Origin of the sequence: Chitinophaga sp. W3I9 (assembly GCF_050434025.1) — a bacterium.
Classification (GTDB): domain Bacteria; phylum Bacteroidota; class Bacteroidia; order Chitinophagales; family Chitinophagaceae; genus Chitinophaga.
On record NZ_JBNPWC010000001.1, the window covers coordinates 4,292,024 to 4,312,555 of the forward strand.

The 20,532-nt window shown below is 43.2% G+C and carries 18 protein-coding genes; 9 read left to right on the top strand and 9 right to left on the bottom strand.

All coding sequences use genetic code 11. The features are described 5' to 3' along the window. The first annotated feature begins 201 nt into the window (after positions 1-201). From QFZ51_RS17525 to QFZ51_RS17540, 4 genes are all read left to right on the top strand, one after another. Positions 202-1,284: an SIR2 family protein gene (locus tag QFZ51_RS17525; RefSeq protein ID WP_429047569.1), complete on the top strand. Its 1,083-nt coding sequence runs from the start codon at positions 202-204 to the stop codon at positions 1,282-1,284. Positions 1,285-1,579: 295 nt separating this feature from the next. Further along, complete coding sequence (locus tag QFZ51_RS17530; RefSeq protein WP_429047571.1) at positions 1,580-2,119, top strand: hypothetical protein; 540 nt, start codon at positions 1,580-1,582, stop codon at positions 2,117-2,119. Beyond that, the gene (locus QFZ51_RS17535) at positions 2,116-2,556 is read left to right on the top strand and encodes a hypothetical protein (RefSeq protein WP_429047573.1); all 441 of its coding nucleotides are present in this window, start codon (positions 2,116-2,118) and stop codon (positions 2,554-2,556) included. The genes QFZ51_RS17530 and QFZ51_RS17535 overlap by 4 nt, the downstream gene beginning before the upstream one ends. 1 nt (position 2,557) lies before the next feature. After that, positions 2,558-4,300, top strand: a complete 1,743-nt coding sequence (locus tag QFZ51_RS17540; protein ID WP_429047574.1) for a hypothetical protein — start codon at positions 2,558-2,560, stop codon at positions 4,298-4,300. A 633-nt stretch (positions 4,301-4,933) separates the two neighbouring features. Here QFZ51_RS17540 and QFZ51_RS17545 read toward each other — a convergent pair. Next, on the bottom strand, positions 4,934-5,320 hold the full coding sequence (locus QFZ51_RS17545) for a winged helix-turn-helix transcriptional regulator (protein WP_429047575.1): 387 nt from the start codon (positions 5,318-5,320) through the stop codon (positions 4,934-4,936). A gap of 73 nt (positions 5,321-5,393) precedes the next feature. On the opposite strand from QFZ51_RS17545, the gene QFZ51_RS17550 reads away from it, so the two are divergent. Then, positions 5,394-6,275 carry an NmrA family NAD(P)-binding protein gene (locus tag QFZ51_RS17550; RefSeq protein ID WP_429047577.1) on the top strand — a complete coding sequence of 294 codons (882 nt, stop codon included), beginning with the start codon at positions 5,394-5,396 and terminating at the stop codon, positions 6,273-6,275. A gap of 193 nt (positions 6,276-6,468) precedes the next feature. Here QFZ51_RS17550 and QFZ51_RS17555 read toward each other — a convergent pair whose 3' ends face one another. The 4 genes from QFZ51_RS17555 to QFZ51_RS17570 form a co-directional block, all read right to left on the bottom strand. Next, entirely contained in the window at positions 6,469-7,416 is a 948-nt protein-coding gene (locus QFZ51_RS17555; protein WP_429047578.1) for an ABC transporter permease, read from the bottom strand. 63 nt (positions 7,417-7,479) lie between these two features. Next, the gene (locus QFZ51_RS17560) at positions 7,480-7,899 is read right to left on the bottom strand and encodes a sigma-70 family RNA polymerase sigma factor (protein ID WP_429047579.1); all 420 of its coding nucleotides are present in this window, start codon (positions 7,897-7,899) and stop codon (positions 7,480-7,482) included. 355 nt (positions 7,900-8,254) lie between these two features. Continuing rightward, positions 8,255-8,608 (bottom strand): DUF2200 domain-containing protein, encoded by a 354-nt coding sequence (locus QFZ51_RS17565; RefSeq protein WP_429047581.1) that lies wholly within the window; start codon positions 8,606-8,608, stop codon positions 8,255-8,257. Between the two features lie 22 nt (positions 8,609-8,630). Then, positions 8,631-9,251, bottom strand: a complete 621-nt coding sequence (locus QFZ51_RS17570) for a dihydrofolate reductase family protein (RefSeq protein WP_429047582.1) — start codon at positions 9,249-9,251, stop codon at positions 8,631-8,633. Positions 9,252-9,344: 93 nt separating this feature from the next. Here QFZ51_RS17570 and QFZ51_RS17575 point away from each other — a divergent pair, with 93 nt between their 5' ends. From QFZ51_RS17575 to QFZ51_RS17590, 4 genes are all read left to right on the top strand, one after another. Next, a complete protein-coding gene (locus QFZ51_RS17575) occupies positions 9,345-10,541 on the top strand; it encodes a metallophosphoesterase (protein ID WP_370910264.1) in 1,197 nt (398 codons plus the stop codon). Between the two features lie 88 nt (positions 10,542-10,629). Further along, on the top strand, positions 10,630-12,153 hold the full coding sequence (locus tag QFZ51_RS17580) for a family 43 glycosylhydrolase (protein WP_429047584.1): 1,524 nt from the start codon (positions 10,630-10,632) through the stop codon (positions 12,151-12,153). 89 nt (positions 12,154-12,242) lie between these two features. Further along, the gene (locus tag QFZ51_RS17585) at positions 12,243-12,605 is read left to right on the top strand and encodes a VOC family protein (protein ID WP_429047586.1); all 363 of its coding nucleotides are present in this window, start codon (positions 12,243-12,245) and stop codon (positions 12,603-12,605) included. Positions 12,606-12,694: 89 nt separating this feature from the next. Then, positions 12,695-13,150, top strand: coding sequence for a hypothetical protein (locus QFZ51_RS17590; RefSeq protein WP_429047588.1), 456 nt, complete (start codon positions 12,695-12,697; stop codon positions 13,148-13,150). Between the two features lie 78 nt (positions 13,151-13,228). On the opposite strand, the gene QFZ51_RS17595 is transcribed toward QFZ51_RS17590, so the two are convergent. From QFZ51_RS17595 to QFZ51_RS17610, 4 genes are all read right to left on the bottom strand, one after another. After that, on the bottom strand, positions 13,229-14,560 hold the full coding sequence (locus QFZ51_RS17595; protein WP_429047590.1) for a glycoside hydrolase family 71/99-like protein: 1,332 nt from the start codon (positions 14,558-14,560) through the stop codon (positions 13,229-13,231). Between the two features lie 73 nt (positions 14,561-14,633). Continuing rightward, on the bottom strand, positions 14,634-15,323 hold the full coding sequence (locus tag QFZ51_RS17600) for a DUF3823 domain-containing protein (RefSeq protein ID WP_429047592.1): 690 nt from the start codon (positions 15,321-15,323) through the stop codon (positions 14,634-14,636). A gap of 23 nt (positions 15,324-15,346) precedes the next feature. After that, positions 15,347-17,230, bottom strand: coding sequence for a RagB/SusD family nutrient uptake outer membrane protein (locus tag QFZ51_RS17605; protein WP_429047594.1), 1,884 nt, complete (start codon positions 17,228-17,230; stop codon positions 15,347-15,349). A gap of 11 nt (positions 17,231-17,241) precedes the next feature. After that, entirely contained in the window at positions 17,242-20,382 is a 3,141-nt protein-coding gene (locus QFZ51_RS17610) for a SusC/RagA family TonB-linked outer membrane protein (protein ID WP_429047596.1), read from the bottom strand. Positions 20,383-20,532: the final 150 nt, after the last annotated feature.

The window sequence follows — 20,532 nt, forward strand, 5'->3', positions numbered from 1 at the left end:
GCGATACAAAGAGTTTTTAATTAACGGAGTAGAGATGCCGTTTTCAACTGATACATTGGGAATTTTAGAAAAATATTTGCTTTTACATAGAATAGATTGAATTTGTAAGAATGATTTTGTTCAAACACAGATTGTTTTGGCCAATAAGATATTTCTTATCTAAAAGTCAAAATCCCTTTTAAGTTCTATATTGTTTCATCTATGAATATCAAAACTAGTATAAATATTAAATCAGTCTTAAGGAAAGATTATTCAGATATGGGTTGGGGCTTATGTATTGGAGCCGGCACATCATATCCAATTTTTCCGACATGGTCGGCTTTAGTTGAGAGTCTGATTAAGCGAGATTCATCAATTATCGGAGCTGTTGAGTTATGTAAGTCCTTATTGACAAAATTCTCTCCCGATACATTAATTCAAGCTGTTCAGAATAAGTTAAAATTATCAGATTCTGACTTTGCAATTTTACTGGCTGAAGAGCTATATGCCGAGCTAAAATCAAAACTTACAACTAAGCAATGGGAGTCCTTGAAAGTCATTTTTGAAAGTAGAAGTCCTCATTTGGAAAAAGACCCGGTTTGGAAAGATTATATAGAGATTAGGGATAAATATTTTAAGATGACATCTGCTTACTCGATAGGAAAATTTGTTTGTGATGCTATAGATAGAAGTATTCAACCAGAAGTTATTATTTCTTTTAACGCAGAGTCGCTACTTTTTTCACTTATCAACTCTTTTGAGCGCGAAAAATATCTGGGAAAAGTCAAGAAAGCGGGTGATATGGTTTCCTATTTGGACAGATTGACGCACAGCATTTCACCACAAAAAAGCGAAAAAGTGAAGTACGTATTTTGTCATGGCTTTCTGTGTGCACCACTTTCCCCAAAGAAATCAGTACTACTTACAGCCAGTGATAAGCTCGTATTTTCAGAAAGTTCTTATCTTAATATCGCAAATACTTCATTCTCATGGCAATCGACGGAATTTGTCTCATATTGTCTAAATAAAACGATAGTATTTATTGGTGTGTCATTGACGGATCCTAACATGAGAAGGTGGCTATCATGGATACATAAAATAAAGGAAACGGAAATTCAGGAGAATGGACTCTTCTCTAAAGCCACAGTAAAAAAGCTATTTAGTCATTTTTGGATTAATAAAATACCAGAAGATAAACAAGAAATAGACTGGATAGAAGCCTGCGTTAAACATTTGGGAATACATATTATCTGGATTAAAGAATGGAATGAGCTTCATGAAGTACTTAATCTAATGATTGAGTAATTGAGCGTTAAATGTGATATGCGCTGTGAAGAAATTTTCATAATATTCAAAAACTGTCTTAAAATAAGAATGGATGTTTTATTTTGATGATGCTATGGTTTCAATAAATTGTCCATGCTGTGATTATGGCCTGGATGTGGAGCTTAGAGAGGTCAGGCTAGGAAGTCGAGTGATTTGTCATAACTGCAAGCAAATTATCCAACTACAAGATGGTGATGCCTCTGTTCACACAGGTTTGCAGGATATCACCCAAGCATTGAATGATTTGTTTAGAAACTTCAAATGATCTTAGCAAATGTATACAGGACATAGCCTCAGAAGTAATTTACAAGAATGGAGAAACCGACTTTATAGGTCTGATATTTTCAGTATTGAAAACAATTATAGGTTTTTCTGGGAAAAGGTAGCAGCCATCACAGCGATCCAGGGGATTTTACAACAGGCACGTGGCGAAATTGGTATTGATCCGGATCGGATTGAAAAAATTAAAGAGATGGGTTTTCAAAACTCGCAAGCACTAACATTTGAGAGTATGAAGCAAGCAGCTGTCTATTTATATCATCTTCACACTGAGCACCTGATTAAACAACCAGGAAGGACCGTGGTTGTTAATTATGGTTCTGGTCGTGACTTCAGTTCCCAGCTTAGGAGCTTTGGAGAGAATTTCGTGGAACCCATTTTGAATTATCTGCATGACCAGCTAGATGAGGACAACTCTGTACTTTACCTGCTGGAAAAGTATAAGCGTAGAACGGAATGGTTTTTAGGCGCTGGATTATTGGCAAGATATCGAAATGCAACTGCCAATTATGAACAGATATTGAAGATGATTTGAGATTATATCTTTTTGATCAAGGGATTGACTTTCCCTTTTCAACGCCTAGGTCCCCAGCAGGTAGATCCGATATTGTTGGTCTGATTGACACCTCGGCTCCCTTAATAATGGAAATAAAGGTGTATGATAAGGAAAAAAATTATCGAAAAAATAGAATTATAAGCGGATTCAGCCAAATTGTAAGGTATACTGCAGACTATAACAAACATGTGGGGTACCTCACTGTTTTCAACTTGGATCAAATAGAAATTGAAATAGAGCAACAACAGGCTGGCAACAGATTTCCATATTCTATTGAGTTCAATGGAAAAATATTTTATCTCATTATTATTAATCTTAATACAGACACTTCTGCCTCAAAAGTTGGTAAACTACCTGTTGAAAGGATCCTGCTTGAGGAATTATATCAAGGTGTGGAGCAAGTAAATATATCCTAATATGGCAGGTATAAATAGAATCCAGTTTGGTCAGTTTCCTGTTCAGGAAATGAAACTAAACTTGTTTGCGGACTACTACAGATACTATGTTTATTTTGGCGGCATGTTTGGATATATGGAACTGGATAACCCTCTTTGTATCACTCGCAAATTGATCTTTCAGCTGCAGTATAATAAAGACGCCAAATGTGTTCCTTATGTTGTCAATCATTTCAGGAAATTAAAAGGATACGGGATTGGATATTGGAGTGGATTCCCAGCCTATAAGGATGTTGGGAAAATATTCAAGGTGCTTCAAGCTGAAAAAAAGCTCTATAAGTATATTGAAAAAAATTTAGAGCTAATTATAGCCAAATTATCCTTGCTCGAACGGGAATTGAATGTTGATATGTTGAAAAAGTCTGCTGAACAGATTAAAAATATGATTCTTTGTGATCATGAGGCAGCGGAGCATCTCGAAAATATAATATTCCATACAAAGATCATTGCCTCGGAGATTATTATGCTTCGACATAGTAAACAGGAAGCACTTGAGTTGTTTACTGAAATAATGACAAAAGATTACAGGCAATTTCCTTATCCTTCCCACATTAAGACGGATGAGGAGAAGCAATCTTTTTTTAGAAAGAAAGGTATTCATCAAACATTAGATGCCATTATACATTTTTGTGAAACTCCCCAGAAAGAATGGAACATTAATTTCAAAATAAAGAATCTCGTATTTCCAGAAGACTATGTCTTCCGTTTTGATCAGACCGCGATTTTGCCCCCTAGCCATGTTCAGAATAGCCCTCTTATGGACAGGGTGAAAAATAATGAAGATCACTTGATTGCTGATTATTTTAAAGGTGATGCTTTTAGCATTGCAGAGGTGCAGGCTAATAGTGTGACATATGTAGGCGCTTATAACCGGGCGCTTAAACAATTAAGCTATGCCACTAGTTATATGGAGGCTATTCTTCAACGAGAAATAATAGTGGATAAGCAGAACTATTTCTATTCAACAAATAAATGCGACTACGGGTATCATTTTGGCAGCCTTTACAATAATAGTTACAGAATTACAGAGTTTGACCAGCAAAAGTTAAACGATAACGCATATCAGCTGTTCGATAAGGTGCTCTCAGTAGCGGGGAAACACTTTCTAGAATTTGAACCTGTATACATTAAGGCAAAAGTGAATAATCATGTAGATGCGCTTTGGCACTATCTGGAGATTTTGCACAATGACGAGACACACCATAAGAACTTAAAATCCGACATTTCAGGTGCATTGGTTTTATATGATAAAAAGTTCAGGATAGACAGGATACATGAATATCTGCGCAATAGCTTACATGTCTTTAATGCTGACTATCAACGTATCGGTTTAACCCTGGAGGAACAATTGCAGATTGTCAGAAGGGAAGTTGATATATCTACTTTTTCTGATAAAATCACGAGTATATTTTTTCAATATGCCTATAAAGAAATGAAGGTTATAAAAACAAAAAAATGGAAAAATTCACTGCGCGATACGTATTACTCGCTAATGGAAGAAGCTTATGAGCACCGAAATCTAATTGCGCATGCAGGAAAGTTCGAGGATAGGGCTGAAACTAAACTTACGCATACTTTCCCCTTAATGGTCATCAGATACAGATGGATCGTCTTTGATTATATGAAAAAATTTCCCGATAAAACTTTAAAGCAGATACTAGCGCAAATGAAAAATGATGTTGAAACTGAATTGGGCACATCCTAGCAGTAGGAATGGCCAACGGACCAGTGCTGAGGAATAACTAAACATTTTAAAATCATATCCATATGAATGAAAACCCTTCGCTAACCTTACCAAATATATTTCTGATCTAGCCATAATTTATTGCTTATCTGCTTATTAAATTAAGACAAATACTTATTGGAAATATACTTATTTTTGCTGGGATAGGGAGAATGTGAAAGTAAGCGTTAATAAATGAGGATTTATCTTATTTAAGACACAAATTTGACACACTTTACTTGCAAGACATTGAAAATCAGACTGTAAAGAATCCAGTTCTGGGCACTTAAAATAGCCAACCCGCTCGTAGAGCGGGTTGGCTATTTTAATGATATTCCGAATCAAGTTGAAAACTTGGGGATTATGATGTTACGCATCGATTTTAGCTAGTCTGTAAAGGAAAAATCCTATATCTCTCACACCCCGTAAGGCTTTTTACTCTGGCAGGAAAATTCGGTTTGCATTACCTTGGTTTATCAAACATATTTAATTCCCTACTCCAACTAAAGAAACGTTTAAGTTCGTTTTGGTAAAACTTATCAAAATAATCACTTTAATACTTAAATAACAGAATGCTACATACTGAATAGAAGATTTTCTTTAATAGGGAAATGTCTAATTTTTACCTTGATGCAGTGATTTGATCACTTCTTTACGATTGGACAGTCCAAATTCAATTAAAGTATTCAAGACATGCCAGATTTCTTGAGCGTGCTTAGTTAATTGGTAGTAAGTTATATCTTGTGTGGGTGTATATTCAATATTTTTTTCGATTAGCTGATGAGCTTCCAACGTCGTAAGTTCAGAACTTAGTACTTTCGGAGAAATACCATTTGATACCTCAAAGAAATCTTTAAACCGTAACTTCTCATAATAATGTAAGTTTAAAAGAATACAGAAACGCCATTTTCCACTTAATAAATCTAAGGTGTCTCTCAATGCTAAAAATCTTTGTTTTAAGATTTTTTCATTTTCTATACAAGGTTTTATTTTCTTTTCCATAATACTTTCCTAAAGGTTACTAACCACAAATTTACTAAATAGGGAAAGTAATTTTGCTGTAAACAATATTAAAATGAAAAGAATCTTAGTTACAGGTGCAACTGGAAAGCAAGGTAGTGCCGCAGTATATGAGTTGCTAAAAAACAATTTTGAGGTATTTGCACTTACCCGAAATCCTCAATCTTCAAAAGCGGATAATTTAAAAAAAGCAGGAGCAGTTTTGGTGAAAGGCGATTTAGAAGATATTGAAGGTTTAAGTAACATATTTAAAAAAGTCGACGGACTTTTTTTAGTCCTTCCTCCTGTCTGGGTTTCCAGCAAAGAAACGGATGAGAAAGAAGCAGAAATTGGAATACAAGCAATCAAATTTGCAGAAGAGCAAGGCGTTAAATTTGTTCTTTATTCATCAGTTCTTGGATCGGATAAACAGGATTTATTCAGGCCGAAATTTAAATTTACAATCGAAAAATACTTATTAGAAAGCAATTTACAAGGAGCAGTAATTAGACCTGCTTCCTTTATGGAAAATCTACTTTTGCCAGGTTTCGGATTGGGAGAGGGCAAGTTTATCAATCCCTTACCTGAAGAAAAAGCAATCCCTTGGGTAGCCACCGGTGATATTGGAACTTTTGCTCGAATAATATTTCAGAATTATAAAGAATTCAATGGCAAAACAGTTGATTTTGGAGGTGAACTTTTTACACCTAAACAAGTTTTATCGTTATTGGAGGAGAAGTTAAACCAATCAATCAATTTCGTACAAGTACCCTTAGAAGTACTTTATCAACAAAGTGAAACATTTGCGAAACTGGTTGAAATGATCGACAAAGAAGGTTATGATCCTATCGATTACAAATTTATATCATCTTGGATGCCAAAGCTAACAGGCTTTGAACAATGGATGGATGAAATAGGAATCAAAAAAATAAAGGAATTACGTTCTAAAGATAATTAATCATCATTAAAATATGATAAGTACTTTTTTACTCATGGCCGGAAGAATTTCCGGCCATTTTTTATATGCAATAATCACTACCTGATCTGGCAAATAATATTTAAAAGGCTATAATTTAATCTTACAATTATTTGATCCTTAAAGCAAGCATTCATCGAATTCATAAGTAGGAATGATTCTCAGGAAAGGACGATCATTCCGACCTTAAGCTCTTCACTGGATTTGCAATGGCCGCTTTAATAGCCTGGAAACTGACGGTAAATACGGTTATGAAGATGGCTGCTGCCGCCGCCAATACAAACGCCATGGGGCTGATTATGATCCGGTACTCGTATTTCATCAGCCAGTTTTGCAAATAATGATAAGCCTGGTAAATAATGATCGTGCTAATGATCAGTGTAATAGAACAGGTGAATTGCACTACCACCAGCACCTTCCGGGGAAGGTTGCTACCTTTGCCTGTTTGTATAGACCCTTTTAAAACTTTCACCGGGTTAAAGGAAGACAGGTAAAAAGCGGGCCTGCTTCCGGAAAGCAGGCCTGTAAACAGGACATAGCCTGCCATGGTTAGCCAGAACAAGCCATTAGTGTAAGGAATGCTGATAGTTGCATGGGTAAGGTTGTTAAAAGCCGGGAGCGCCAGGATGACTATAAGCAGCGAAAGCAAAAATGCCACTACTGTTAAGGTCATGGATTCGGTTAAAAACTGCAAAATCAGGTCTTTACGACGGGAGCCTATGGCTTTACGGATGCCTACTTCGCGCGCCCTTTTTTCTGAACGTGCTATGGAAAGATTCGTGAAATTGATACAGGCAATGACCAGGATGAGGATTCCGATGATCGCAAACATCTTCACGTAGTCTATCAGGCCGCCGGTTGCCACTCCATTCCTGTACTCCGAAAATAAATGCCAGTCCTTTAAAGGTTCCAGGAACAGGTCAGCTTTTGTCTGCGCAAAATATTTAGGACTGTGCTTAACCAGCATTCCCTTTATTTTAGGGGCCAGGTCTGCATAAGAAATATTAGGCTGGTTCTCTTCACTTGCATTGAGCCAGTTTTCAACAAATACTTTCTCCTCAGCAGTTTCCTCATTAAACAAGTATCTGACTAAAAGCTCGTCATATTGATTATTATGTTCCATGTGCGCTATATTATTTATACACCTGATGATGAATTCTTCCCTACAAGCGGGGAAAAAATATTTTTACTTTTTTAACAAGAGGCTGAAAATCAATACAATAATAAAGAGGAGAAACTTCGACAGCTTTTCCTTCAATTTGATCATAGCCCTGCTTATCTGGGTGTCCACTGTTTTTATAGATATATTTAACCGGCTGGCTATTTCCGCGTACTTTAACCCTTCAGATTTTCTGAGTTCAAATATGATGCGCATCTGTTCAGGGAGTTCTGCAATAGCAGCGTCTATAGCGGAACTTAGCTGCTTTAAATCAATACTGTTAAAGTCCGTTTCAGCAATATCTTCAGAAGTTGTTCTCAACAGATGGGCTGCATACTGTTGCTTTACTTTTTCATGCCTGAGCGTATTTAAACTGAGATTGTTAACAATTTTATACAGATAAGATATTGGAGATAGGTCAGGGCAAGCGTTTGGCGGGTTTCCCAAAGTTTTATGAAACCTGAATGAACAATCTTCTCTGCTGCATGAATGTCGAAGCCATATTTCAACTTACAGTAAACACAAAGAGGTGGATAATGTTGCTTAAATAACTCCTTAAAGGCAGCTTTGTCGAACCGTGGATTATCAGGAGGTACGCCATCCGGATTGTTTTGTGTGTAATTGATGCTCATTGGCAAGTGCTCACCTTTAAGTGAAAAGATAATTTGAGTATAGCGGTTGGATCGGTAAAGTGTAGCTCCGACAATAATAATAAATATATATAACCTGGGAAATAAAATTTCCAAAGGCGATGTTTGGGATATCAATTTTAATGGCTTGCGAAAACAGGTAGCTTTTATTGCTAGCCGCGCAAAATTTTCTCCATCTTTCTGCCTTTCGCCAATTCATCTACCAGCTTATCCAAATACCTGACCTGTTGCGTTAAAGGATCTTCGATGTCCTCCACACGGTATCCGCAGATGACGCCTGTGATGAGGTTTACGTTGGGATTCAGCGAAGCCTGTTGGAAGAATGCAGCGAAGGTTACATTTTCTTTTATCAGCTCCTGCAGCTTTTTATTATCGAAGCCGGTCAGCCAGGTTATCACCTGATGCAATTCTTCTTTTGTTCTGCCTTTCCTTTCCACTTTTGCGAGATACAACGGATAGACGGAGGCAAATGTCATTTTTGCGATACGCTGATTGGCGTTGTCCATACTGTCTGTTTAGGGTGTTATGTTATTTTTTTAAAATAATATGTGTGGCTCTTTCTCCGTTAAATTTTTCGATTTGATGGAAGCCCAGGGCGGGGATATCGGTTCCTGAAAACAGGTGTTCTCCTGAACCGAGGAAAATGGGAGCGAATGCCAGGTGCATTTCGTCGATACAGCCCGCCTGTAAGAACTGGTGTATTGTTGAAACGCCACCACCTATACGGATATCTTTTCCATTTGCCGCCTTTTCAGCTTTTTCGAGCGCCGCTTCAATACCGCCGGTGACAAAGTGAAAGGTGGTTCCTCCTTCCATCTCAAAAGATTCCCTTGGATGATGGGTTAAAACAAATACCGGAACATGATAGGGTGGTTTTTGGCCCCACCAGCCTTTCCATTCAGCATCCGGCCAGGGGCCTCGAACCGGTCCAAACATATTGCGCCCCATTATCCAGGCGCCTATATTTTCCATTGACTTCTTAACGAAGTCATCATCCACGCCGGTGTTTTCAACATTACTGGTCCTTTCAAACATCCAGGTGTGAAGTTCTTCGCCCCTGATACCGAGCGGATTTTCTACATCCTGATGGGCTCCTGCACCGAACCCGTCCAGGGAAACCGAAAATGCGGCTACTTTGACCTTACTCATAACTTATTTTTAAGTATTTCATAACGATGCGGTCCGTGGATAAAATATTCCTGCTAGTTATTCGTCTACTAATTTACACATGTTTTTATCTATATGGCCAGAAGACTTTTCCTGATATTATTACTTTTCCTGATAGGCGATACTTATTTCTACCAGGCTGTTATTACACTTACGCCGAATCCGGTTATCCACCTGAGCTACTGGTTGATTGATATTTTACTGATGGCCGGGATTATATCGGCGATATCTATGCTCAGGGCACGCAGGAAGGTGCAGCGTCTGCTTTCCGGGCTAATGACTGCCATGCTGCTGATTTTCATTCCAAAATTATTCTCTTCACCTATTCTGCTGGCAGAAGATATCCTCCGTTTGTTCCGGGGCTTTCCGCCTAGAAGCTTTTACATTAGCGAGGCGGCGCTTGCGCTGGCGGGCCTGATTTTTCTCATCATCGTTTTTGGTGTTACCCGTGGTAAGCACTTTTACAAGATAAGAAAGGAAACGATCTATTTCCCGGACCTCCCCGAGGCATTTGATGGTTTTACCATCACACAAATATCGGACTTGCATTCCGGAAGCTTCAGCGATGCTAAAGGCGTACAAAAGGGCCTTGACCTTGTAAATTCCCAGAACAGCGATCTGCTGGTGTTCACGGGAGATCTTGTCAACAACATGGCGTCGGAAATGGATCGATGGATTCCTATGTTTACGAAACTGAAGGCGCCTTACGGGAAGTATTCCGTATTGGGTAACCACGACTACGGCGATTATATCAGGTGGGACAGTAATGCGGCTAAGGAAGCCAATCTTAAACGCCTAAAGGAAATTCATGCGGAAACCGGCTTTAAATTATTGCTTAATGAAGCGGTGGAAATAAACAAGCAGGGAGAGCATGTTGCCCTCATCGGGGTGGAGAACTGGGGGAAAGGCGGTTTTCATCAATATGGCGATCTGAAAAAAGCGACCGCCAGGGTACATGATAACGCGTTTAAAATTCTGATGTCCCATGACCCGTCCCATTGGGACGAAGTAACGGTGGATCATGAACAACATGTACATCTTACCCTGGCGGGGCATACACACGGTATGCAGTTTGGCATTGAACTGTTTGGTTTCAAATGGAGCCCGATAAAATATTTCTACAAGCAATGGGCCGGTCTTTATAAGCAGGCGGGTAAATATCTTTATGTAAACAGGGGCTTTGGTTTTCACGGGTTAAAAGGCAGAATTGGCATATGGCCTGAAATAACGGTGCTTACCCTGAAGCGGGCCGGTGCTGCGTTAATGCAGTAGTTCAAAGTGACGATAACTGTACGGATAATTTAGTATATTAGAATAGCGTATTCTATTTTTCCGCGTTAACCGTTAATCCGCTTCGTCCATGAAAAAAAAAGCACCCTATTTGTTTGCCTGGTTATGCCTTGCACTTTGTTCCGCATGTAAAAAAAATAATCCTGAAAAGCTGGTTGGCCATCATGCCATGGCTATCGGGGCTAATGAAGTAAATGATGCAAATTTTACTATTGAGAACACCTTCACCAATCCGCTGATACCACGTGGGGCTGATCCCTGGGTAACCCAAAAGAACGGGATGTATTATTTCATGTATACACAGGGGAGTAAACTGGTGCTTTACAAAACAAGCGCCATGACCGAACTGGCTTTGGCAACTCCGCATGATGCATGGATTCCTCCACAGGGCATGCCGTACTCCAAAAATATCTGGGCGCCGGAGCTTCATGAAATAGATAATAAATGGTACATCTATTTTGCCGCCGACAACGGCACAAATGCCAATCACCGTATGTACGTGGTGGAAAACAGCTCTGCCGATCCAACGCAGGGATCCTGGGCATTGAAGGGAAAGGTTGCCGATTCATCCGATCAATGGGCAATAGACGGAACTGTTTTTAAGCATAACGGACAGATGTATATGTTATGGTCCGGTGGCAATGCGGGCGCTGCTCCGCAGCGTATCTACATCGCCCGCATGAGCAATCCCTGGACCATCGCGGGCGCGAAAGTGGCCATCTCCAGCCCCACCTATTCCTGGGAAATGAATGGCAATGCCATTAACGAGGGGCCGCAGGTGATCGTCAACCCGGACGGACGCCTGTTCATTGTGTATTCGGGCAGCGGCTATTGGGTGGATACCTATTGCCTCGGATTACTTAGTCTTAACCAGAACGGCGATCCCATGAACCCGGCGGATTGGGTGAAAACATCAACTCCCGTTTTCTCAATGAACGCAGATAGTGGTGCTTTTGGTCCCGGTCATAATGGTTTTTTCAAATCACCCGACGGTACGGAAGACTGGCTCATCTACCATGCGCGCAGTGCGGCTGGCGGGGGAGCCCGGAACGCCCGTATACAGCGCTTTACATGGAAAACAGATGGCACGCCTGATTTCGGGGTACCGGTTAAAATCGGCTCGTTTGTGCAGAAGCCTTCCGGTGAACCGGTACGGAAGATGTATACCAAAGAGAATTGGTCAATTGCCGGATTCAGCTCGGAGGAGCTTAACAACAGCAGGTTGGCTATACGAATAATAGACGATGACTCGTCTACAGTTTGGATAGCCCGCTATTCCGCGCCCGCCACCAGCTACCCTGACCATTGGATTGCGGTAGACATGGGCGATACGCTTGCAGTAGATGGGTTTGTTTTTATCCAGAAGAGTGGCGACCGGAAAATAAAAGAGCTGCAGATACTCGCGGGCAATGATAATCAGAACTGGGAAAATTTGGGTACCGCTGAACTGCTTAATCTCCATCCTAATAAACAGTATTTTAATCTTCCCGCCAGAAAGCATTTCAGGTATTTTAAACTGGTGCCGGTATCAGGGCTCGACAGTCAGCCTCAACCCGGCCTGGCCGAAGCCGGTACTTTTATTATTGATAACTAGGCGAAGTTGAAATTCATGTGTAACGTTGTCGTTTTTTTACAAACAGGTAAAAACGGTCGTTTCTTATCTTTACAAAAAGCATAAGATCTATGGCAGACACACATTCTGAAAGCAAATTAAAACACGAGCAGGTACAGTATCTCGAATTCCTGTCAAAAGACATCAGCCGCGCCAAAGCATTTTATACCAAAAGTTTTGGCTGGAAGTTCACTGACTACGGTCCCGACTATACGGCATTTGAAGGGGATTATGTAGATGGAGGATTCACCACCGGTAAACCGGTGAAAGGAACTGTGTTGGTTATCCTTTATTCAAACAATATTGAAGCAACCCAGCAAAAGATTGTAGCAGCAGGAGGGACCATTGTAAAAGATATCTTCAGCTTCCCCGGCGGCAAACGGTTCCATTTCACGGATCCTGACGGGTACGAACTGGCAGTTTGGTCTTTGTAAGCGTTTGTTCCGTTTTGTACAATTTTAAAGTTTAGGGCTATCCTAATTTTACATCGTGAAACACAAAATCACCTTTAAACTTTAAAATTATGAAACGGAATTTTCGCGGTATAAGTAAAATACTCCTCATCATGATAACCGCTACACTGTGGTTATCCCATGCAATGGCAGCGCCCAATGATACGGTACTCCGGGTGTTCAGTCAAACATTCCCGGATGCGAAATCCACCTCGTGGGTGGAAGATAGCGAGTATTATATTGTTTCTTTCACCAGGAACGATACGCAATGCAGGATATGGTATGATAAAGCAGGCGCACTGGTTTATGCTTTAAGGTACTGCCAGGAGAGTGAATTGCCGCTGAGCGTGCTGCTGACGGTAAAGAAAGAGTATCATAATAAGCATATCGAAGGGGTTACAGAGCTTACCAACAAAAGCGGCGTTACATACGAGCTTTTGCTCAGTGACAACAAAAAGTGGTATGTGCTTAATTCCACTTCTAACGGTGACGTATATCTGAAATATGCGATGAAGAAACAGCTTTAGCAGATAAGGTGTTGTACCGGAAGCGCCTCGCAGGTTTACCTGCAAGGCGCTTTTATGATTTAACAGAAATGAACTGTTTTATCTGGCCGGCTTGGTGGCACTGAAGCCGCTTTCACCATGAAACCAGCGACCAGCCTGACCTGTAAGCCATAAATAATAGTCGGACGACAGATCTTTTTCAATACCGACGAACTTTTTATCGCCATGTAGTGGCAGTTCGCCTTCCCTGGCACACTTGTAAATAGCGGTGCCTTCATCTACTTCGTCAAACATAGCTACGTATAACGACTGCGCCCCGGATATCCGCGCGCCTGCCACCTGCTTCCATAAGAAGTCGCCTTTCAGCCGCGGAATGGAATTGTAGGCTGCCACGTCGTTCTTCAAATTTCCCCAGCTGAAACCCGGAAATACCAGCGGCACATAATCTACTTTATTCGTGTTACACCACTGGATATCAGCCGCCAGCTCCGCGCCGGCCACGTTGTTGTAGCTGTTGTTGTCGTACCGGCCAACGGCCCAGGGCATAATAATATCGGAACGTTTGATGAGGGAATGCAGCAGGGAAGAATTTTCTGTATCATTTTTCAGCGAGCGCCAGTAATAAGGCACACCCAGCATGATGGATACCTTGTTGCCTTTTCCTTTGAGCTTTGTTACCAATTGGTCTACATTGGCGATGGTATACTTCCTGTTATCATTGAATCCCAGGCCCCAGATGGACAACAACGGTTTGCCGTTGTGCCTTACATAGGAGGGATGCTTTTTATTGTCGAAGAGGGAAAATAACGTTTGCAGTTCATTCCAGTCCTGCTCAATATACGCCACATCTTCACTGGTGCAGCCGCTGAGGTCATACATCACGCAGATAGCGCGCTGGTACTTATTGGCCGCTTTCAGTGCATTTTCCAGCACTTTATTGAAATGCCGTTTCCCTTTCGGGTTGGAGTTTTTGATCTCCACCACAAAACGTTGCATGAAAACGCCGTCGATGCCGTAGTCTTTCATCCATTTAAAGTGAAGGTCCACGCTTTCTTCATCGTAGGGGCTGTACAAATATGCGTCGGTGCCATCGGCGAAGCTGAAAGGGGATTTATATTTTTTCACATATTCGCCCATGTCCGGCCAGAAATCAATTGCAGAACAACCTGGCAAAAAGCCGCCACAGCTGCCATTCTGATAATGATACCATCCGCGGTCAGACGCATCGCCTGCGGCTGCAAACCAGCCCTGGTAGCCAGCCATCACCAGGTTCTTGTAACTCTTGTACAAACAACCGGTTTCGTCATACACTACATTTTCCGTATCTGATGGAGGACCTGGAGGCGGGGTGTCAACTTTTTTTTCTTTTTTGGAACAACCGCAAGCCATGTAAAGCGCCAGTACACAAAAGAGCCAACTTAGTTTTTTCATAATATTTATTTTTGAGAACAACGATTGATGAAGTCCCGCAGGGAGGCGGAACTTCATCAATTGTTATAATGGGTTAAATATCCAGTCGAACTGCCGGGCGGTAATTAGGTTTCGCTTCACCGGCATCAATAAGCGCACCTACCCGGAAATAGTATTTGTTGCCGGGTTTCAGTATAGAACTGTTGGCAGCCAGATCAATCTCCAGTGTATATACCTGTGCCGGATCGCTTACCGCATTTAACTGTATCTCGGAGGCCACCAGGCGCATAGGTTCCCCGACCCTTGCATCGGAATGTGCATATAGCCCGATTTTCTTTACGTTGTTGATCACATTCTGTTCCAGCTTAAAGGTAGCGGTTACCTTGGTGCCGCTTTTTACAATATTTACATCCTTCACACGGATGTAGGGCGTTACCGCAAAATCAAGGGTTACCTGGCCATTGATGTTTACCACCTGCGAATCTACGGGGATAAAGTTACCCCTCACCGGTGTAACGGTATAGGTGTTGGCAAAGAGCATGGTGTTGGCGTAGGTGCCGTCGGTTTTTACGATCAGCGGTTGCGGTGTGCGGGAAGCATAACCATGTTCAATAATTTCAATGGTAGTGCCCAGGATGATGTCCTGTTCTATCAGTTCACCGCTTTTAACATCCCGGAAGCTGCCGGATAATCCTGCAGTGGGGCCATCGTAGTTATCCTTTTCACAGGACATCATTCCCAGTGCCAGTGCGGCGATGAAGAAAAAATATCTTAGCTTATTCATAATCATTTTTTTAGAATCACACATTAATATTGCGGGTTTTGGATCAAGCCATTTGAACCGATACCCGGAATAGGTCTGTAATAGGATTTAGGCTGGAATGTTTTGGTATTGGTATTAGGTACGTTTACGCGGACGAAGATGTATTTCGTGGCCGGTAATGCACGGAGGTCCCGTAATGGTAACAGCGAGTGCAGCATCCGGTTATTGAATTCGGTATGATACTCTCTTCTGCGGATCAGGTCCCAGAAGCGTTTGTTTTCAAATGCCAGCTCTACTTTTCTTTCCCGCTGTACGTTAGCGGCGGTTAAGGGGATATCTGTAGTATGACCGGCCCTTTTACGGATATCGTTCAGCGCCTTTACAGCGATGGACGCATCACCTGTTCCGCTTTCCACAACAGCTTCCGCATAGTTGAGTAATATTTCTGCGTACCTGAAGTCAATAAAGTCGGTGGTACTCTGGTTCCATCCCGGTATAATAGGCGCGTTCTGATTCATGAATTTTTTGAAAGAGAAGCCTGTGCGGGTGTTATTGCCGCCGTAGGTATCAAAGCCGGAATACAGGCTGGTGCTGGCGGCGCCGTATGTATAATAGGTGGTGCCATTGATGGTGATGTGATCATTGGTGCGGATCACTGCGGTGCCATCCGGTTTTACGTAACCTGCCTGTATGATGATCGGGATATTTTTCCAGAGCGTAGAGGGTAATATAGCAGTTCCCCAGAGGCGGGCATCTTTATTTTTAAAGATGTCGTTGGGAGAATCGAACTGGATATACGTCCTGGAAGGGTTATAGCCGTTATAGTCTGTCACGTTTGCATCTGTAGAGGTAACAACGGGTGATGAATGACCGGGATTATCATAGCTTTCGTAAGTGTCTACGAGATCCAGCGTAGGGTTCATCCTGCCGGGATGCGGCCAGCCATTGGCCACCTGGGCGGGCTGGTACCAGATATCGTAGTTATGACCCAGGAATGCGCCGGGAAGTGTATATCCTTTTGCAAAGATGACTTCCTTATTTCCAGGGTCCTGGAACAGGAGCCGGTAATTTTCTGCTGCTGCTTCCCGGTTTGCCGGGCTAGCCGCATACAGTTCAAACTTGTTGGCATTCATAATCGCCAGGGAAGCGCTTTTACAGGCCTCATAATAACCATTGGCCAGGGAGGCTTCGAGTCCTATCAGCTTTTCATTTACTGCTTGTCCGGACATAGGCGCCAGGCTGCCGAATTTTGCAAGCGAAGCAGCATGTAATGCTACTCTCGACTTCAGCGCATAAGCCGTCCATTTGGAAGCTCTTCTGCTCACCCCATCTCCGAGGTTACTGATCGCCTGATCGCACAATTCCAAGGTATAATCCCATGTTTGCTGTTCGGTGCTCCTGGGCACTTTCAGGCTTTCTGCGTCACCGGTATATTGCTGGGATGCTTTAATGAGCGATACGCCGCCATATCTTTTTGCGAGTGCGAAGTAAGCGTATGCTTTAATAAAGGCGCTTTCGCCAATTAACGCCGCACGTTCTTCTTCACGGATCTTTAATGTTGGAATGGCATCTATCAGGAGGTTTACATCGCGGATCAGCTTATAAGCGCTCTCCCAGCAATTAAAATCACCGTCGCCAACGAAGTCGCCGAACTCGGTATGCACGGCTTCATCGGTAGCCATGGCAGGAGCGAACCCGCCGTTGTTGGGATCTCCGCTGTTCCAGTTAAACCCGTTCCGGAAATAGGTAAAGTCTTCCACCGGTAACTGGTAATAGAGATTGGCCATATATATTTTCACCCCTTCCGGGTCGCCAAACAGGGCTTCTGCCTGGATTTTGTCGGTAGGCTTCAGATCCAGTACTTTATTACAGCCGGAAAAGAGGATGCCTGTCAACAGTATAATAAAAGAGAATTTATTGGTAGTCATGTTGCGTGCTTTTAGAAGTTGACGTTGATCCCGAAATTGTAATTCTTCGTGAGGGGATAGTTGAAGCCGGCGTTGAAGAGGCCTTCCAGTCTTTCAGGATCAAACGCTTTTACGAATGGATCTGCAATCGTGAAGAGGTTGAAGCCGTTGGCATAGATCCTGATCTTCTGGATGCCGCTTCCACGGAGCAGGTTGGGACCGAAGGTGTATCCCAGTTCCAGGCTTTTTAACCTGACATAGGAGGCGTCTTTTCTCCACACGGAGCTTTCTGCATACATTTTACCTACGTCGCCATTGAATCGGGAGGCTGGCCATTTGCCCGGCACCCATTCGCTGTTTGGATCATAGGGATCTGCCTTATGCCATCTGTCGAAGAAGTAGGCGGGGGTGTTACCGCGGAACGCCAGTATTTCTGCATACACTTCGCTGAAACGTACGGTATACATGGCAGAGCCCTGCAGGAGCAGGTTCAGGTCGAAGCCTTTGTAGGCGGCGCCGATAGAAAGACCGTAGTTTATTTTCGGATTTTTGCCGCTTGGATTTTGATTGTCGTTGTTACCCACGGCGCCGATGAAAGAGGGCGTCATATCTTTATCATCCACAACGCCATCATTGTTGAGATCAGCGTATTTGAAGTCACCGGGCAGCTCACGGATGTTAGCCTGACCGCCGTTCTGCAAAGGCCAGTTGGCGATTTCGTCTAAATTCTGGAACTGGCCCAGGTACTGGTATCCCCAGATCACATCGTTATACCGGTAGTCGTTACCATTTCTCCATTTGTCGTAGCTGTTCTGGTAAGCGCCTCTTTCTACATACAGATTTTGTGCACGGTAGAAGTTGAAATTAGCAGAGATATTATAGGAGAATTCACCGATGCGGTTGTTGTGCGTGATGGTAAACTCCACGCCCTGTACGCGATCGCTGTTCAGGTTTTCTTCCGGTAATCCTGCGCCAAAAGTATTGGGCAATGATACATTTCTCCGGGCGGGCAGACCGGTCCGTGTTTTCCGGTAAACGTCTGCTTCCAGTCCGAGTTTGTTGTTCCATAAACCGATATCGATACCCAGATCGGTGGTAGTGTTGGTAGCCCAGGTGAGATTGGGATTGGTGATACCGGGAGCCGCGGCGCCGTTGGTAAGAATTCCGTTTGCAAATTCATATCGTCCACCGCCTGAAGTGGAGAATCCCTGGATCCATTGGAAAGGCTGACCGGCATCTTCGCCCATTTTACCATGGGAGGCGCGTAACTTCAGGTTGGAGATCGCTGGTATCTTGTTTTTAAGAAAAGGTTCTTCAGAAATTCTCCAGCCGCCGGAGATCACCGGGAAGAAGCCCCATCTACTGTTGCTGGGATATGCATAGTTGCCCATGTAACGGAAGGCAAATTCTACCAGGTATTTGGATTTGTAGTCGTAATTGAAACGGCCCAGCAACGACTGGTAGGCAGATTGCCCTTCCTGGCCGGAGTTGGTCATGCCGGCTTCTGAAGCGCCGTTGATCTGGTCGGTGGTATAAAAGGAATACAGCCTTCTCAGGTCCGCATTGCGGCTCCAGGATTGCTGCTGCTCAAATACGAGGGAGCTGCCAATATTATGGGCGCGGGCAATGCTGGTGGAATAATTCAGCTGTGTTTGTAACGTAAGACGGTTACCATTACCGTAGCCGTTGCTGATAGCGCCGGCGCCTACACGTTGCGGAGCCACGAGGTATTCGTCGTTTACATACGTGTAGAGATTATAAGGTTTGGATACATCTTTACCCTGGTAGCTGTTCATGTCATAGGCTGCCAGTCCTTTTACCGAAAGTCCCTCCAGGAAAGGAAACGTGTAGGTGAGCGCGAGGGAAGTCTGCACACTCCTGTTCACGGTTTCACTGTAGCCGGTGGCGCCTCGCTGCGACAGCAGCAGTGGATTCTGATTAGAAGGGGTTACTACTGCCGGGTATTCAGGATTGCCGTTGGCATAGGGTTGCTCAGTAGGGAGGGTAACGCGGGTACCTTTAAAGATGTTGAAGAAGTTTTCTCCCGGCGCTTCTTTTTTATCGTACCGGCCGCCGATCAATACTTCTGCCTTCAGATTCCTGGTGAGTTCCGTAGTGATATTTGACCGCAGGTTAAAGCGTTGGTAGTTCAGGTCGTTACTACGCAACAAACCGCCTTCCTGGAAATATCCCAGGCTTACAAAGTACTGGGTTTTGTCGGTGCCGCCGGTGGCCGACAGGTTATGTTGCTGCTGGGTAGCGGCTTTCTTCATGGTTACGTCGTACCAATCGGTGGTACCGTAGCCCGGAGCCCCGTCGATATATTTTTGTAACTCTTCTTTTGTTACAAAAGGGGCGCCGGTACCTAATACGGCTGCGTCATTGCGCATCTGCATCCACTCGGAGGCATTGGCCATGCGGGGTACGTCTGTAGGTTTCATCATGCCTACGGTACCTGAATAGTTGAAAGCGGTTTTTCCCTTTGCGCCCTTCTTCGTAGTTACGATGACCACGCCGTTGCCGGCGTTGAACCCGTAGATGGCGGCGGAAGCATCTTTCAGGAAGGAAATGCTTTCCACATCTTCCGGGTTGATACGCTGAAATTCGGAGGAGCCATCTCTTACAATGCCATCTATAACATATAGCGGCGTTCCGAAGCCACGTATATTGATCATGTTATCGAAGTTACCCGGCTCGCCGCCTAACTGGCGGACCATCAGGCCGGCTACTTTACCCTGGATCTTTTGCGCAAGGCTTACATTGGTGGAGGTTTGTATTTCCCTTGAAGTGATATTGGATACGGCCCCGGTAAGGGTTTCTTTCCGTTTGGTGCCATATCCCACCACCACTACTTCTCCCAGCTGGTCTTCGCCGGCCGACAAACTAACGTTGATGGTAGTACGGGCATTGATCTTTTCGATGGCGCCTTTCATGCCCATGAAAGAAAAGGCCAGTTCCGTAGCGCGGGCATCTACGGTGATATGGTAGATCCCTGCTGTATTGGTAGTGGCGCCGGAACGGACAGGAGCATTATCGTTCACCGTTACGCTCACTCCCGGTATGGGGCTGCCATCTTTGGCATCCGTTACTTTGCCGGTGATGGTCCTTTGCTGGGCCAGCACACTTAACGGACAGATACATATTAAAAGGAATAGGTAGTAGATTCTTTTCATAACGTTACTATTGCATTGGATAAATTTGTTTTCGCCAGAAAGTCGTCAGGAGAGGAGTGCCTGATGATTCTTCCGGGATTACGGTGGAAAAAAATGAGTACAATACATCATATCAATACTTGATTTTGGTTAATACGCGAAACAGGAATA

Coding starts and splice junctions, on each gene's coding strand:
- QFZ51_RS17525 (WP_429047569.1), top strand. CDS start 202: ATGAATATCAAAACTAGTATAAATATTAAATCAGTCTTAAGGAAAGAT.
- QFZ51_RS17530 (WP_429047571.1), top strand. CDS start 1,580: ATGTATACAGGACATAGCCTCAGAAGTAATTTACAAGAATGGAGAAAC.
- QFZ51_RS17540 (WP_429047574.1), top strand. CDS start 2,558: ATGGCAGGTATAAATAGAATCCAGTTTGGTCAGTTTCCTGTTCAGGAA.
- QFZ51_RS17545 (WP_429047575.1), bottom strand. CDS start 5,320: ATGGAAAAGAAAATAAAACCTTGTATAGAAAATGAAAAAATCTTAAAA.
- QFZ51_RS17550 (WP_429047577.1), top strand. CDS start 5,394: ATGAAAAGAATCTTAGTTACAGGTGCAACTGGAAAGCAAGGTAGTGCC.
- QFZ51_RS17555 (WP_429047578.1), bottom strand. CDS start 7,416: ATGGAACATAATAATCAATATGACGAGCTTTTAGTCAGATACTTGTTT.
- QFZ51_RS17565 (WP_429047581.1), bottom strand. CDS start 8,608: ATGGACAACGCCAATCAGCGTATCGCAAAAATGACATTTGCCTCCGTC.
- QFZ51_RS17570 (WP_429047582.1), bottom strand. CDS start 9,251: ATGAGTAAGGTCAAAGTAGCCGCATTTTCGGTTTCCCTGGACGGGTTC.
- QFZ51_RS17575 (WP_370910264.1), top strand. CDS start 9,345: ATGGCCAGAAGACTTTTCCTGATATTATTACTTTTCCTGATAGGCGAT.
- QFZ51_RS17580 (WP_429047584.1), top strand. CDS start 10,630: ATGAAAAAAAAAGCACCCTATTTGTTTGCCTGGTTATGCCTTGCACTT.
- QFZ51_RS17585 (WP_429047586.1), top strand. CDS start 12,243: ATGGCAGACACACATTCTGAAAGCAAATTAAAACACGAGCAGGTACAG.
- QFZ51_RS17590 (WP_429047588.1), top strand. CDS start 12,695: ATGAAACGGAATTTTCGCGGTATAAGTAAAATACTCCTCATCATGATA.
- QFZ51_RS17595 (WP_429047590.1), bottom strand. CDS start 14,560: ATGAAAAAACTAAGTTGGCTCTTTTGTGTACTGGCGCTTTACATGGCT.
- QFZ51_RS17600 (WP_429047592.1), bottom strand. CDS start 15,323: ATGAATAAGCTAAGATATTTTTTCTTCATCGCCGCACTGGCACTGGGA.
- QFZ51_RS17605 (WP_429047594.1), bottom strand. CDS start 17,230: ATGACTACCAATAAATTCTCTTTTATTATACTGTTGACAGGCATCCTC.
- QFZ51_RS17610 (WP_429047596.1), bottom strand. CDS start 20,382: ATGAAAAGAATCTACTACCTATTCCTTTTAATATGTATCTGTCCGTTA.